Genomic DNA, 14,737 nt, shown 5'->3' with positions numbered 1-14,737 from the left:
CGACGCTCTTACGATTTATAACTGTTACTATGCTTCTAAGCATTGATATCCAATTATCTACTTTAGAGAATCCTTTAATACCAGCAAAAAAAGTTCCTATTGAAAAAATGAGTACGAAAAATAAAGGGTGAAAATAAACGGCGTTTATAAAAGATGCATTTATTTCAGGTGTACATACTTCAAGATATAAAAGAAAACAAGCAATACAAACGAATGAAAAAATAAAGGACCATAGATTTATATTATGTTTCATAGGTTGCTCCTTTGTTATCGGAATATTTCTATTAAATTTTAATGGGAAATATAAGAAAAAGATAGTGTTTATAAGTTAGAATGAATTTTTTAACAAAATAATCCTTTTAAAGTAAAACAAACAGAATATAGTCCGGCTAGAAAACTAGAGGGCACCAATTCATTAAAGCAGCAATTAAAGCTGTTTTAGGAATAGGTGTTCTTTTTATTTTGAAAAGAGGGATGGGGAAATATGAGGGCACTAAAAGAACAATTACGCGAGTGGAAAAAGCAATCCAAGCAAGGAAAGAAGAAAAATAAGAAAAAACAAAAAGAGAAATTAAGTACTCGTGAAATTGGTGATTTAATGGGAATACATAGACCTTGTTATGAACGAAGACACGGAGCATTAAGACAAAAGTAATTTAAAAATAAAAAGGAGTGATCTTACATGACTAAACAATTATTTTTCTTACCAAAAATCGATAGAGTAGCAACGCAGAAAAAATTAGAAGGTGCTCTCGAAAATGTACGTTTATATAGACAGTTTGGAATGATGCGTGAAGAAATGAAAGTTACTCCTTCTTATGAAATTAGATATCACGGATCTACAAATGATGTAGGAAAGCCATTAGAAGATGTAGCGATGGCTAATATTCAACAAAGTAAAAGAGAAGAATGGATTAAGCAAACATCATTTCGTATTGACCAGTTTCTTAGTCGTTTGGGTAATGGGCGTGCAGGAAGGGAGCAAAGAGACATCATCATTAAGCGTTATCTAGAAGATGAAGATGTATGTGATTATATGGTATATAACGAAATCGGCATGAGTGAGCGTACTTATCGACGTGTTAAGGCTAGAGTATTTTATAAACTTGCTTTTGCTCTTAGATTAGAAGTTTATGAGACTGAAGAAACTGGAGGTAATGAATAATGAATTTTGTTCAGCCAATACGTGATCCAGAACAAATACAGTAGCTTAAAGAGTATTTTAAGGAAAAGAGCTTACGCAATTACATCCTCTTCATTATGAGAATCAATACAGGCCTGAGAATCTCGGACATTTTGAAATTGAAGGTAGGAGATGTTAAAGGTAGTCATATATCTATGAGAGAAATGAAAACTGGGAAAAAGAAACGAATACAAATTACTGCAGCACTGAAAAGAGAGCTTAAATGGTTTATCGAAGAAAGGGAAGATAATGAGTATTTATTGCAAAGTAGACAAGGTAGGAATCGTCCAATTGGTCGTAGTATGGCATATAAGATATTAAGCGGAGCAGTGGCAGAGTTTGGATTAGATGAAATAGGAACACATACATTGAGAAAAACATACGGGTCTCACATGTACATGCAAACGAAAAACATAGCCCATTGCTCATGGAGATATTTAATCACTCGTCAGAGAAGGTCACGTTACGTTATATAGGTGTAAATCAAGATGCAATGGATAAGGCAATGACTAGGTTTAAAATTTAATCATTGCTTTTTCTTTTGGGATAGTTTAAAACCTTAGCCTGATTGCGATGGGATTGCCACATCAAAAAAATTCGCATGTTACGTTAAGACACATTTTAGGCAGAAAATCAGTAGTTCTCTGAAGAACTACCATTATCAATCCTGTTTTATTGGATAATCTTGAGAAAATATTTATCTGTATAAAAAATTAACATTTTTTCAATTTCCTGTAATTATAATTAAAGGTATTCTGTTAGTGTTATACAAATGTATCTTTCAATCTATTCCATGTATGAATCTAGTCTGGCTATCAACAGAATATTTCACACACAATTGAAAAAGGGGGAATGTTTATGCAAAGAATTTTAAAGTTCCTGTTCATGTTCGTTTTTTCTTTGATTTGTGTTTTGTATGTTCAAACGAACGCTTTTGCCGCACCAGCATACGAGGGAGTTGTCAAAATGAAGCAGCCGTCAGGCGAAACTTTTGAAGGCACGTTACATGGAGATGAATGGTTCCACTGGGTAAGTACAAAGGATGGCGACATACTTTTACAAGATCAGAAGGGATATTGGAATTACGCTGAGCTTACATCAGATGAACTGATATCAACGGGTACAAAATATAAAATCGATAAGAAGCCTTCAATGGCGTTAAATGAGGACAATTTGAATAAATGGATAAAAAAATACAACCCTCAAGCAAAGAAAAAACAGGTGCACATGAATAAATTACAAAAAGAATCACCAAAAAATATTGATGGAACTGTCACTCCAGTTGTAGGAACCAAAAAATTACTTGTTTTGTTAATTGGGTTTACAGATGTTGATATTGCATATAACGATAACGACTGGAGTAACAAATTCTTTTCTACAAATCAAAAGTCAGTTAAGAATTACTATAATGAAGTAAGTAACGGAAAAGTACAGATAACTCCAGCTCCTGAAACATATGGTACTCAAAATGATGGAGTGGTTAAAGTGAAATTAGATTACGCTCATCCGAGTACATCGGGAAAAAGTATGGGTACGGTTATAACAGATGCACTGGCTAAAGCTGATTCTCAAGTGAATTTTGCTAGTCTTGATACTAATAATGATCAAGTCATTGACTCTAAAGATGGCTTCTACATTGTAAGTTTTCTTGCTGGTAATGAACAGGCTGCTCCTGGTGCTCCACTTCCTTATATTTGGGCACATCAGTCGTATGCTCCAAATACAAATCACGATGGTGTTACGGTATCAGGCATGTATACGGCGCAGGGTGAAAAACAATATGGTCATATGGCAACAATTGGTATCCCTGCTCATGAGTTAGGTCATTCCTTTGGCCTGCCAGATCTATATGGTGATAATAATCGTGTGGGTAGCCTAAGTATAATGGGTAATGGATCTTGGAATAGTCTACAAGGAGAAGATTATGGAGCTACACCGGGTCATATGGATGCTTGGTCAAAAGTAAAATTAGGATTTGTAACACCAAATGTAGTAAATACCACTAATAACTTTACTCTAAATGCTATCCCAAATAATTATAATGTGTTAAAGATTCCTTTAAAGGATAATACGTATTTTTTAGTTGAGAATCGCGCAAAGGTTGGGTATGATGCGAGCTTACCAACAAATTCTGGTGGTATTGCAGTTTGGCATATTGATGAATCCATGAATAATAATTCCAGTGATCCTCATCCTTTCATTGATATAGAACAATCAGTCAGTGAATACCAAGACCCGTTCTATTACACGAATCAAAATCATGCTGCTACCTTTGGTCCAGACACTAATCCGAATAGTAATACCTACACGGGAGAAAAATCAGGAGTAACGATTACAACGACAAGTACAAGTAATTCTGCTATGAATGTAGCAGTCACAACAAAAGAAGCTAGTTTAATTCCGCAAACAAACTGGACACTAAAATATGTAGACAGTTATAATTGGTACAATTTAGGTACGTATGCCTTTGATGGAAACAAAGACACATTTTGGCATACAAACTGGAGCCCCGTAGCTCCAATGCCGCACGAGATTCAAATTGATTTAGGTGCAACTTATAACCTCTCCAAATTCAGCTACTTGCCAAGGCAAGACGGCCAAATAAATGGAACGATTAAGGACTATGAGTTTTACGTCAGTAGTGATGGAGTAAACTGGGGAACAGCGGTATCCATAGGTGCTTTTGCAAACAATATTAACTTGAAAGAGGTCAGCTTTGTAAACAAGACAGGTCGTTATATTAAACTACGTGCATTAAGCGAGGTAAACAACAATCCATGGACAAGTGCCGCTGAAATTAATGTATTTGGGGTGGTTCAATAATATATTTGTGAGGTTATCTAATTAAATTATTGATACGCTAGTTCAAAGGGTTATCATCTGCTGAGAGTTCCCTCGGCATTTGATAACCTTTTGTTCTATACTAGCCAATATGCAAAAGAAAAACATGGATTGATAAAATTCATATTCTTAGCTTGGTAGCAATGTGGTGGTATTCCTTACAGTTACTCATAAATTTTGTACTATGTAACTCAAAAAAGAAAGTGTTATAAATTCAATGATACCAAGGGATTCAGCGAACGGGGCAGTTACACACAATATAAGATATGGGTAAGTCATAGAGAACTTGAAATAATATATTAATTACTTAGTGAAAATAGTATGGATTAAGAAGATAATGATTTCAAATCGTCAAAGTAGAGAAAAAGATACGAATGATTAAATTTAAATGTGGGTTATAAAATTATTAATATAAATATAACGATTTTAAAAATGGTCAATGACATTTTCCTCAAAAATGGAAAAGTTGATATAAAAGTACATAACCGTTTACAGCCCAATACATATAGTGTCAGTGTAGTGATAAGCAAGTACAACATGACTGCAATGAAAAATTATTTTTCTGTTAGCTTGTTTTCATTACGAGTTAAATTAATAGAACTTCTGTTAGTTATTATGAAACGCATCTTTGTTATAGGATCGGGGGGGAATATCTTGGCTGCAGAAAAAGGATATAGAAGTGGTTGTGGTTATAGCGGAGGATTTGCATTACTAGTCGTATTGTTTATCTTGCTTATTATCGTTGGCGCTGCTTGTTTTTGCTAGTTTATGAACTTTATTTTTTTCTAGAGAGGAGGAGTGTATCTTGGCTGCAGAAAAAGGATATGGAAGTGGTTGTGGTGGTTATGGCGGAGGATTTGCATTACTAATCGTATTGTTTATCTTGCTTATTATCGTTGGTGCAAGCTGGTGCGGATATGGTGGTTTTTAAGTAACAACCTTCTTATATCACCAAGAATAAATAAAGGGTTGCTTCACGTAGTGTGAAGTAATCCTTCATTAATATAGTTTAATATATGTTTAGAATATATAATGTGTTCGTTATGAAAGGAGAAAAAAATGGGATCTAGCCCATATTTTAATAAAAATGTTTCGTATCAAACTTCATCTATTCCAATAACCGAAGTAACTCAGAAGAAAAGTCGAATAATAGCGGCCGAAGCTGTTACACTTTCCAAAACGAATAATGAAACAACCAATGAAGCAATCAATGGAACGACTGATGAAACATTAAAAAAACAGAAAAATAATTCATCTGATTATTCGCCATTCCAAATTAATATTCCTTATTTTAATATAAAAATAACTTCGACAGAGATATTAGGTGTTGCTAAATCCGTATTTATGCAAGCTCTTATTCAAAAGGTTCAAGATCCGGTATTTTTAATGAATCTTTTGAATAGTGAAGGTGGAAAGAAACTACTTAATTTAGCAGGTGATTTTTTTAAAGATACTGCTACGAAATCAGAAAATGATAAAGATGAAAACTAACATCAGCCTTTATTGATATACATCTCTTTGATAGCTCTAATTTCATAAATACTACAATCACAAAAGATAGGGATTAAAAATAATCCCTTCTTTTGTGAGCATAATTGCATTTTTAATTGTAATTATATGTAAATCAGATAATGAAAAGTGAAAGGGTTATGGCCGTTTTTTGGCAGGAAATGTGCCGGTCGTTTTGGAGTTAACGTGATATATTTGTATTGTGAGAAGTGGCGGAAAACACAACTCATAATATACCTTTATAATCTATAAAATCAATTAATGGATAATATGAGCCGTATGATGGCTACTTCCGCAAGCCAATTAGGAGGATTAAAGACCGTCATGAGTGGTGTATATGGAAGTATGTCAAACAGTAGACAAGCCATGACAAATAGTGTATCAAATCAAGTCATTAATAATTCTTTCGGATCATCTGGCGGTGGAGTTATTCCAATGCTTGGTGGAGATTTATTGAAGTACCCGTAAATTTAGAAGGAAGAGACGTGGCACGCGGTACTTATCGGCTATACAACCGAGTATCAAGAAAGAGAAGAAAAGAGAAACTCAGCCTTTTAGGTTTGGGTTTCTTTTATTTTATAAAGAAACGGAGTGTCAAAATGAGCTCTTTTACATTCAACAATCAACGAAAAGAATATATCCAACTAGAAAAAGGATGGAGCCCGCCAACATGGGCACCTCTAAAACGTAAATTCTTAAACACGCCTGGATATCCAGGCGCAAGATTATTAGGAACGGAAACAGATCCTCGTCGACTTTCTGTCCCTGTGGGAATTATCGTTCCAGATGGAACAGATTTAGAAACGTTAAAAGAAGAAATAGCGACATGGTTAATTACTGAACAAGCAACCGAGCTAACTTTTGATACAAAACTAGATAGAACATATATAGCTGTTATTGATGAAGATTTTAATGTTGATAATTTTATGAGTTTAGGAAAAGGCATCTTAAAATTCATTTGTCCAATGCCTTATAAACTAGGCCCAAGGAGAAAAATAGATTTCAAATTACAAGGAAGTAAATTAATTACAAATATATCGAATAATGGGAGTAAATATTCTGATCCTACGTTCATAGTTAAGGTAGAAAATCCCTCTACTTTTATTGATATTTCACGAAAAAAGGAAGAAGAAATTCAACATTTTCGTATGGGATACCCTGTTTCTGTGGAAGAACGAACAGTCGAGAAAGAACAGCTTGTTATGCACGATGAAATGAAAACAATGGTTGGTTGGAATCAAAATGGTCCAAACACTAACGAAGGTGAAAACACAGGAACTCTAAAGTCAGATAGTGAGCGCTTCGTTATAGATAACTTTGGTGCAGGTAGTAAATGGCATGGCGGAGTGGCTAGGAAAAGTTTAAAAGAACCGCTACAGGATTTTACTGTTGAAGCAAACGAAGAAACAGGTGAGTATCTAACTTTTGAAAAGATTAACGGTGGGAAGTAATACGTCGCTGATGCAGATGCCTTACAACGTTGGATAGAAGATGGTTCACACAAATATGACATCTATAGTCCACAAACAGAAGATCAAAATATGTCAGCCGAAAGATTAAAACAACTAACGGAAGCGGAACTAAAGAAACGTATTAATAGCACTGTACAGTATGAAGTAACTCCAATTGCATTAGAAAAGATATTTGGTTTATCTCATGAAAAAGTAAATAAGGGCGATATTGTCCATATCAAAGATACAAAATTTACGCCACCTTTGTTTTTAGAAGCACGTCTTATCGCAGCGGATGAATGTGATACAAATGCGGCAAATGATAAATATTATTTTGGTGATTTTAAAGAAGTAGAAGATACGAGAAGTCTGTTAGATCACATGTATGCCCAAGTTATGGGCAGTCTAGCTGGAAAAGCAAATAAAGGCTTGTTAGATAAGTTGGAAGAACTTGTGAAAGAGACAAATGAACAAGTTGATGTTGTGAAAAAGGAATCAGAAGCAGCAAAAAAGTTAGCAGAAAAAGTACAAGAAAACCTTAAAAATTATCAAACAAAAATTATTGAAAGCGCAAAACCACCGACAATCGGTTTAGAAAATGGAAAAAACTTATGGTTAGATATTTCAAACGGCAAGCCTGGCATCCTCAAATTATGGAAGAATGGCAATTGGGAGTCGGTTGTTCCTGATATGGACAAAGTAAAGGAAGATACCTTAGAGCAAGTCAACAAAGATATTGAAACTACAAAAACAGAGTTGAATAAAAAAGTTCAAGAAGCACAAAATCAAGCAACAGGACAATTTAATGAAGTGAATGAAAGATGTTGAAGATTACGTTGGTGGAATTGGTAACCAAACGGTTTTACGCAATGTCTTGTAGAAGAACGACACGAAATATTGGCAATTAACTTCAAACGCAGTAAGAGATACACAAGTCACTTATAAGAGGTGCAATTCACTTAGTGTTATTACTACAGGTAATATGACTTATTCTTTATCCTGTTTCTTTCTTAGTTGTACCTAGCGCGTTTTTATAATTCTTTATTTAATTCCTAATTTAAAGAACAAACTATCCAAAATAACATGATTTATATGAATATGTATACTCTTTTTGAAAAATATTGTAATTAATTAACATTTGAAACCATAACACAAATTATTTAAATAATATATCTAAATTTATCGTCATCACAATGGTGCTTGTCTTTAGATTTCCAGCAATCATTATTCCAGGAAATATTTTTATGTATCCCTTCAATTAGGGTTAGTATTATTCTATGTTTTAGTAAAAAAACTGCTTGTTTATTAACCTATTATTATACTTTTATATGATAGAGAGCTTTCTACTAGATATAGAATTCATAAAAACTATGCTAATTTTTAAGGGAGAGTGGATAGAACTACTGATTATGAAATTAATCAACACACATTTATCAAAGAAAATATTCTAATTTAAAATAATTTCTTATTTTGGAGTATACTGTCTTGAATGTATATTTCAAAATTGAATAGGTAAAAGATTTTATGTAACAACAAATAAAACTTCAGTATATGTAAAGCGATTTTTTACGAATATATAGCTTGATAAAAATAAAAATCATCATTTGGTAACCATGTTCATATCGTGATATCCAAAATTAAATTCAAGATAACTCATGTAATAAAGACTTCATAATTTTACCGAATCTGCGAGATACGTTGAAAACAGAATTTGTATTCCTCTAAAAATACTAATTTTCAGAATTTTCAATAAAAATGATTAGATTATACTAACTTAATGATAATGATTAAAAAGGCTACTATAGAACCCAAACATTAGTAGAAGAAAGACATATACAAGTATTATGAGTTTGAAAATTTCATAAACTCTAAAATCTTATAAAAAGAGGAGCATAAAACATGAGCGAACAATGTCCAATTAATGTACCATGTCAGGTAGCGGGACAAACCCAAACACCATTAAGTGATGAGACTGCAACACCAATTGTTACTCCAGGAGCACCTATTGTAAAGATTCCAGTTGTATTAGCTGAAAGAACGCTTCAAATTGTTGTAGAGTCCGATATTTCATTAGAGCCTCCAGCAGTCGAAATTAAACGCATCTTAAAAAACGTATTTTTAACACAATGTAAGTTAGTGCCTGTAGCATTCGTACCAGTACCAGGTACACCTTACCGACGAGTTACAAGAGCGAAATTATTTGTACAAGGCTATATTCGTAAAAATATTGAATATGCAAATGACGAGTGTAATGGAGTTCTATATGATCGTATTGCAAATGTTCCATTTTCTGGTTTTGCAGATCTGACAGAAGGTGATTTTCTATCATTAGCTTTAGTAGCTTCTTCTTCGGACACTACTTCTCATTTTATAAATCCTAAAAACGGTGATTTACCACGTCTAGACAAATATTTCTTTGAAAATGCAGTTTTTTATAACGAACAACCATATTGTGAATTAGTAAGCGCTCAATTTTTTGAATTAGACTTTTCACCTTGTTCTACAGACCTAAACGAACCATTTGATACGCTTCGTGAAAAAATTGTACTAGATCTTACTTTAAAAGTTTTACAAGTACAACAAGTACAAGTAGCACTATAAAAATAAAAAGAAATTGTCTTTTTAATAAAGACAATTTCTTTTTATTTTTATACAACATATATAATGATGAAATGGTCACATACAAAAAACAAATTTTTTGAATTTCATCAGACGGGGGGATGGTGATGAAAAATCCATGGATTGGTAAGGGAATATGGGATGAAATTTACAAGTATAAAAACCTGAATATACAAGATAATTTACACGAAAAAAGAGGTGAAAAAGAAGAAGTACCACCTGAATTAAAGGAAGAAGATGTAGCATCAAAATTAGAGAAAGAAGGTAAAGCGTCTGGATCACAAATAGGGCCTTTAATACGCTCACTGGTGGTCAAAACTCCATTTTCTATTTTTTCAGAAGTAACTAGTTTTAAAATATTTCCAAAAATAAATGTTAAAAATCAAGAAGCATTTGTATTTAGGAATGAAAAAGGTGTAGAAGGGCGTGAATTAGATTGTAAGTTATTAACTACAGTGCAACAATATTATTCGGATAGTTATTGTAAATTAGTTTCTTTAAATCTTCATGAGAAGAGAATTCATTTTGAATTATATAACCAAAAAAATAAAGGGAATAAAGAAGAGAATAAGGTAGAGGCATCTTCATGGATTCCTATTCACAGTATAATATTAGAGAGTGAAAATGGGGAAGACGTAAATAATTTTATTACAGCGAAACTACCAATAGAAATAGGAAGATATAAAGGTGAAATTAGTTTACGAGAAAAGGTTGTATTTAAAGAAAAAGTCATAGGAATAAAAGAGGTTGAACAGGAGATTATTTTGACAAAAACCGAATTTTTAATACCAAAGGTAAAAAAGAATGAGCAAAATACACTTACAGTTGAAAAAGGGAGCTTATTGGTAGAAGGGTATATATATCAATGTATTGAATACATATCAGAACAAAGTAAACTTCATGATAATGAGCATCAGTTAATACAAAATATTGTATTGGAGTTAATCATTCAAGTAATACAAGAACAAGAAGTACAAGTGCGAATTAAATAAAAATAATTATATTCCCTCGATTAGCTGATTATTTTTATTCGTAGTGTATCGATGGGTATTCTTTTGTAAATCATTCAGTGCTGCAAACTAATTGTTAAATGGTTTATCCTTGATAAATTCAATTTTACATTGTTACTAAATTGTATGAATCTCCTCTGGTTTAAGTTTTAAAAAAGTGCTAACAAGTTTGCAAACGATCTTGCTAACACTTATACAGAATAGACATAAATTATCGCTGATATGTCGTTTTTAAAAATAGTCTTGATCAGTTAAATCACACTTATACGAAATGCTCATAAAAACCGTCTTAGTATCAAGAATATAACATGTTAGGTCAAACAAACCTTGATATAACAATGTTTGTTTAGCTTGCATTTATAAAATATTTACATTTTATAAATGCAAGTTATCCAAATCAACGTAATTATAAACATAAACATGATTAACACCAATCGGTTTACGTGACATTCGTATATTTTAAGTCTTTGATAAATAATACAATTTAAATTTTGCAGATCAGTAGAATGAGGAAATATGCTTAGAGTATTAGCGAAACCCAACCCTAATCAATTCTTCATCATTTATTTCAATTACGAATCTATATTCTTTGTCTAATAGCCAGTAATAAAAACTGACTGCATCAACGTCAACTAGTGATTGGAATACTTTATCAAGATTTGTACTTACTACAGGGATTTCATAGTTATCCCATATTATAAAAATCTGTTCATCAAAATCTAGTTTGTTTGCTCTAATAAGGGAAATTATTTGTTCTTTGTTCGAAGCTATGAATTGATTATCTATCTGTTCCCAATCTATTCTTCCCGATACAGTTATAGGAAATGAATTCATTAAAATAGTAGCAATCTGCTGGCCTTTTTCTTGGGAGAAAATGAGAGTTTCGTTTCCTAGGGATTCAAGGCATTCACTAAACAAAGGGTTTATGTCATTGTTGTTTTTGGTTTTCAGTGCTCTTAACTTTTGTTGCAATCTCCATTGCCTTGACGATCTATCACCCATTTTTAACATTCCTTATACAATTATTTAAGAATGAGTATAGCATATAAGGGAAGTCTTTATGAAAAGGAACTTTTTAAATATAAATTAAACAAAAGCGTTATTTGAAAAAAGGGCCTTTTAAGGAAAGATAAGAGGCCATCAAAAAATATAACAACATGAGAATTTTATATTATGTATATACAATTTAAAGAGTTAGTGGAAATAATAAAATGTATAAAATTCTTATAAAAAAGCCCTAGGATTAGGGGATCTAGGGCTTCCTCTGTTGGTATATCTCACACGACATTATAAAAAGAAAAGAACTTAATGAAGATAACACATGAATGTTTCGTAAATGTATCAAAAAAGTGAACAAAAACGTTATTTTATTAGAAAAGTATGATTGTATGAAAGAAGAGGCGTTAGCAAAAATATACCTTAACGAAATCGGCTTTATTTTTCAGCAAAGTATTCTTCTTAAGTGACTCATGTTGTAAAGGTAGCAGCGAAAACAGAAAGAGTTCTTTTTTTGGCAGACTGAGAAATTGTTAGTGAAATATGGATGGGGAAATATGAACATGATTATTTGAAAGTACGGGAAGAGAAATTGCTAAAATGGCAAGATGTACTTGGATTTTAAAGGGAAAAAACTCCTATTGAATGTAGGAGTTTTTTCTTTGTTTGAAAGTTCGAAAAGATATATAATAATTTTCTGACTATTAAAATGTGGAGGGTAAAAATGAAAACTGAAACGTTACACACACAAGAAGATATTTTAAAAATGCTTGATTCATTATTAAGACCTGCTGAACCCTTTTGGAATGAGTTTTATGAGAATAGAGAAAAGGATGTTCCGTTTTTTGAAAATGTTCCAGATGAGAATCTAGTTTCGTATATACAAAAAGAGAGGGTTTTAAAAGGGAAGGTATTAGAACTTGGATGTGGTCCAGGTAGAAATGCCATTTATTTAGCGACTCAAGGATTTGATGTAACAGCAGTGGATTTATCTGTAGAAGGCATTAACTGGGCAAAAGAGAGGGCATTGGCAAAAGGGGTAGAAATTCATTTTATTTGTGATTCAATTTTTAATTTAGAGGTTCAAAACGAATTTGATTTTGTATATGATTCGGGCTGTTTGCATCACATTCCACCGCATAGAAGAATAAATTATGTGGATTTAATTAAAAACTCATTAAAATCGGGTGGTTATTTCGGATTAACATGTTTTGCAGCAGGCGATTTAGATGAGCGAAATGGATCAGAAATAACAGATTGGGACGTATATAGAGAATGGAGTCTACAAGGTGGTCTTGCATACTCGGAAGAAAAGTTAAGAGAGATATTTAAAGAATTTGAGGTAATTGAGATTAGAAGGATGAAACAAATGAAACAACCGAATGAAATGTTTGGAGAATCATTTCTTTGGACAGCATTATTTAAGAAGAAATAATAAAGTAGATAATTGACAAACTCATCGTTTTTATAGACAATACATTCATAGGAATATACGTTCGGTTTTTGAGTGACGTATGTTTTACATAAATACATAACAAGGGGCTGTCTCCATATGAGTAACACAAATCAAAAAATTACTACGTTTTTAATGTTTGAAGGCAAAGCTGAGGAAGCAATGAATTTTTATACGTCGCTATTTGATCAATCAGAAATTGTAAGTATTTCTCGCTACGATGAAAATGGACCTGGTAAAGAGGGAACTGTAATTCATGCAAATTTTACGCTAAATGGCCAAGAGTTTATGTGTATTGATAGTTATGTAAATCATAATTTTACATTCACTCCAGCTATGTCTCTTTATGTAACTTGTGAGACAGAAGAAGAAATTGAAACGGTCTTTCATAAACTAGCGCAGGATGGAGCAATTCTCATGCCTTTAGGTTCTTATCCGTTTAGTAAAAAGTTTGGCTGGTTAAATGATAAGTATGGTGTATCTTGGCAGTTAACTCTTGCTGAATAAAAAAGAAAAAGCATAGCTTATTTGTTTAATGGATTTAGTTAAAAGCTTGAAAAATTAAATAACATAAAAAAGCGTTCCAACTGTCAACAGGTTTGGAATGCTTTTTTTATGTGGAAGTGAGTTGTTTAAAACTTAACAATTCTACGATTAGTTTAAATGAATGGAATAGATGTGTAATTTTTTTGTCTTTTTAGAATTTTTTTAGTAATTTTTGCATTTATCTGTTAATGTAAATATAGACAACTATGTATGAACTATTAGGCAGGTTAATAGAAAAAGGAAAGCATTAAGCTTACACATTGAATACAACTAGATCGCTAGGAGGACTAATCGCAATGGATACTACACAACAAAACAGTAATGCATGGGATAAGAAGGTTGAAGAAGGTTCTAGATACACGCAGCCTGTAAGTAGCGAGGTTATTGAGAAAAGCAAATCAGGTGAATGGGAGATTACAGTCACTACGGAAAAATCAGTTCCTAGAAAGTGGTTTCCAAAGTCATTAGATGGATTAAAGATACTTTGCTTAGCATCAGGTGGTGGACAACAAGCGCCTGTTCTAGCTGCTGCTGGAGCAGATGTAACAGTAACTGATATATCTAAGAAGCAATTGGAACAAGATGAAAAGGTAGCAAAACGGGATGGTTTGACTTTAAAAACCGTACAAGGAGATATGTCAGACCTTGGTGATTTTGAGGATGAATATTTTGATATTGTTATAAATCCTGTTTCTAATTTGTTTGTAAAAGATGTTCATCTTGTATGGAATGAAGTTTCTAGGGTTTTAAAGAATAAAGGTATTCTTATTGCTGGATTTACAAATCCGTTACTATGGATCTTTGATGATAACCAAGAACAAAAAGGTATTCTTGATGTTAAACATTCAATTCCTTCATCAACATTGGATTATTTACCAGAGGATGAAGTTCAAGATTACATCGATTCAAATCAAACAATAGAATATGCGCATACTTTAGAAGACCAAATCCAAGGCCAAATTGAAGCTGGTTTTGCTATAACAGGTTTTTATGAGGATGATTTTGGTGGGACAAGGATATTAGATAAGCATATTAAAACATTTATTGCGACAAAAGCTATAAAGTTAAAGATGGATTAAGAATTTTTGCTTGTCATACGGGGCGTTAGTCGAAGAATGCTCTTAAAATA

The 14,737-nt window shown here is 32.5% G+C and carries 13 protein-coding genes and 4 pseudogenes; 15 read left to right on the top strand and 2 right to left on the bottom strand.

The features are described 5' to 3' along the window. A partial coding sequence (locus H6481_RS29155; protein WP_346655886.1) for a hypothetical protein occupies window positions 1-253 on the bottom strand: 253 nt, incomplete at its 3' end. Between the two features lie 231 nt (window positions 254-484). Between H6481_RS29155 and H6481_RS18990 the strand changes: the two genes are divergently transcribed. The 11 genes and pseudogenes from H6481_RS18990 to H6481_RS18940 all read left to right on the top strand — a co-directional run bounded on the left by H6481_RS18990 (window position 485) and on the right by H6481_RS18940 (window position 10,595). Beyond that, window positions 485-655 (top strand): hypothetical protein, encoded by a 171-nt coding sequence (locus H6481_RS18990; protein ID WP_001202055.1) that lies wholly within the window; start codon window positions 485-487, stop codon window positions 653-655. Window positions 656-682: 27 nt separating this feature from the next. Further along, on the top strand, window positions 683-1,165 hold the full coding sequence (locus tag H6481_RS18985) for an ArpU family phage packaging/lysis transcriptional regulator (protein WP_098033733.1): 483 nt from the start codon (window positions 683-685) through the stop codon (window positions 1,163-1,165). Then, window positions 1,165-1,709, top strand: a pseudogene (locus tag H6481_RS18980) (site-specific integrase). The gene H6481_RS18985 and the pseudogene H6481_RS18980 overlap by 1 nt, the downstream one beginning before the upstream one ends. Window positions 1,710-2,041: 332 nt before the next feature. Further along, complete coding sequence (locus tag H6481_RS18975; protein ID WP_001188938.1) at window positions 2,042-4,006, top strand: M6 family metalloprotease domain-containing protein; 1,965 nt, start codon at window positions 2,042-2,044, stop codon at window positions 4,004-4,006. A gap of 672 nt (window positions 4,007-4,678) precedes the next feature. Continuing rightward, window positions 4,679-4,789 carry a YjcZ family sporulation protein gene (locus H6481_RS18970; RefSeq protein WP_080117658.1) on the top strand — a complete coding sequence of 37 codons (111 nt, stop codon included), beginning with the start codon at window positions 4,679-4,681 and terminating at the stop codon, window positions 4,787-4,789. A gap of 40 nt (window positions 4,790-4,829) precedes the next feature. Beyond that, a complete protein-coding gene (locus H6481_RS18965) occupies window positions 4,830-4,955 on the top strand; it encodes a YjcZ family sporulation protein (protein ID WP_000718599.1) in 126 nt (41 codons plus the stop codon). 128 nt (window positions 4,956-5,083) lie between these two features. Continuing rightward, window positions 5,084-5,515 carry a hypothetical protein gene (locus H6481_RS18960; protein WP_000535863.1) on the top strand — a complete coding sequence of 144 codons (432 nt, stop codon included), beginning with the start codon at window positions 5,084-5,086 and terminating at the stop codon, window positions 5,513-5,515. A gap of 270 nt (window positions 5,516-5,785) precedes the next feature. Then, window positions 5,786-6,091, top strand: a pseudogene (locus tag H6481_RS18955) (phage tail tape measure protein); the annotation flags it as partial. 41 nt (window positions 6,092-6,132) lie between these two features. After that, window positions 6,133-7,812, top strand: a pseudogene (locus H6481_RS18950) (distal tail protein Dit). A 1,071-nt stretch (window positions 7,813-8,883) separates the two neighbouring features. Next, window positions 8,884-9,585: a CsxC family protein gene (locus H6481_RS18945; RefSeq protein WP_088344735.1), complete on the top strand. Its 702-nt coding sequence runs from the start codon at window positions 8,884-8,886 to the stop codon at window positions 9,583-9,585. A 125-nt stretch (window positions 9,586-9,710) separates the two neighbouring features. After that, on the top strand, window positions 9,711-10,595 hold the full coding sequence (locus H6481_RS18940) for a BC_2427 family protein (RefSeq protein WP_182812827.1): 885 nt from the start codon (window positions 9,711-9,713) through the stop codon (window positions 10,593-10,595). A gap of 546 nt (window positions 10,596-11,141) precedes the next feature. Here H6481_RS18940 and H6481_RS18935 read toward each other — a convergent pair. Further along, window positions 11,142-11,615: a hypothetical protein gene (locus H6481_RS18935; protein WP_182812825.1), complete on the bottom strand. Its 474-nt coding sequence runs from the start codon at window positions 11,613-11,615 to the stop codon at window positions 11,142-11,144. A gap of 446 nt (window positions 11,616-12,061) precedes the next feature. On the opposite strand from H6481_RS18935, the pseudogene H6481_RS28900 reads away from it, so the two are divergent. The 4 genes and pseudogenes from H6481_RS28900 to H6481_RS18920 all read left to right on the top strand — a co-directional run. After that, a pseudogene (locus H6481_RS28900) lies at window positions 12,062-12,234 on the top strand (ABC transporter ATP-binding protein); the annotation flags it as partial. 99 nt (window positions 12,235-12,333) lie between these two features. Continuing rightward, window positions 12,334-13,044 carry a class I SAM-dependent methyltransferase gene (locus tag H6481_RS18930; RefSeq protein WP_182812823.1) on the top strand — a complete coding sequence of 237 codons (711 nt, stop codon included), beginning with the start codon at window positions 12,334-12,336 and terminating at the stop codon, window positions 13,042-13,044. Window positions 13,045-13,161: 117 nt separating this feature from the next. Continuing rightward, window positions 13,162-13,569, top strand: a complete 408-nt coding sequence (locus H6481_RS18925; RefSeq protein ID WP_000072482.1) for a VOC family protein — start codon at window positions 13,162-13,164, stop codon at window positions 13,567-13,569. 335 nt (window positions 13,570-13,904) lie between these two features. Then, window positions 13,905-14,687 (top strand): class I SAM-dependent methyltransferase, encoded by a 783-nt coding sequence (locus H6481_RS18920; protein WP_000381791.1) that lies wholly within the window; start codon window positions 13,905-13,907, stop codon window positions 14,685-14,687. Window positions 14,688-14,737 lie beyond the last annotated feature (50 nt).

This window comes from Bacillus sp. ME78 (assembly GCF_903970865.1).
GTDB classification, from domain to species: domain Bacteria; phylum Bacillota; class Bacilli; order Bacillales; family Bacillaceae_G; genus Bacillus_A; species Bacillus_A cereus.
This window is presented reverse-complemented; position numbering and strand designations above follow the sequence as displayed.

What these genes read in the sequence shown, in the direction of transcription:
- H6481_RS18925 (WP_000072482.1), top strand. Translation starts at nt 13,162, where the DNA reads ATGAGTAACACAAATCAAAAAATTACTACGTTTTTAATGTTTGAAGGC.
- H6481_RS18920 (WP_000381791.1), top strand. Translation starts at nt 13,905, where the DNA reads ATGGATACTACACAACAAAACAGTAATGCATGGGATAAGAAGGTTGAA.
- H6481_RS18935 (WP_182812825.1), bottom strand. Translation starts at nt 11,615, where the DNA reads ATGGGTGATAGATCGTCAAGGCAATGGAGATTGCAACAAAAGTTAAGA.
- H6481_RS18945 (WP_088344735.1), top strand. Translation starts at nt 8,884, where the DNA reads ATGAGCGAACAATGTCCAATTAATGTACCATGTCAGGTAGCGGGACAA.
- H6481_RS18990 (WP_001202055.1), top strand. Translation starts at nt 485, where the DNA reads ATGAGGGCACTAAAAGAACAATTACGCGAGTGGAAAAAGCAATCCAAG.
- H6481_RS18930 (WP_182812823.1), top strand. Translation starts at nt 12,334, where the DNA reads ATGAAAACTGAAACGTTACACACACAAGAAGATATTTTAAAAATGCTT.
- H6481_RS18940 (WP_182812827.1), top strand. Translation starts at nt 9,711, where the DNA reads ATGAAAAATCCATGGATTGGTAAGGGAATATGGGATGAAATTTACAAG.
- H6481_RS18985 (WP_098033733.1), top strand. Translation starts at nt 683, where the DNA reads ATGACTAAACAATTATTTTTCTTACCAAAAATCGATAGAGTAGCAACG.
- H6481_RS18960 (WP_000535863.1), top strand. Translation starts at nt 5,084, where the DNA reads ATGGGATCTAGCCCATATTTTAATAAAAATGTTTCGTATCAAACTTCA.
- H6481_RS18975 (WP_001188938.1), top strand. Translation starts at nt 2,042, where the DNA reads ATGCAAAGAATTTTAAAGTTCCTGTTCATGTTCGTTTTTTCTTTGATT.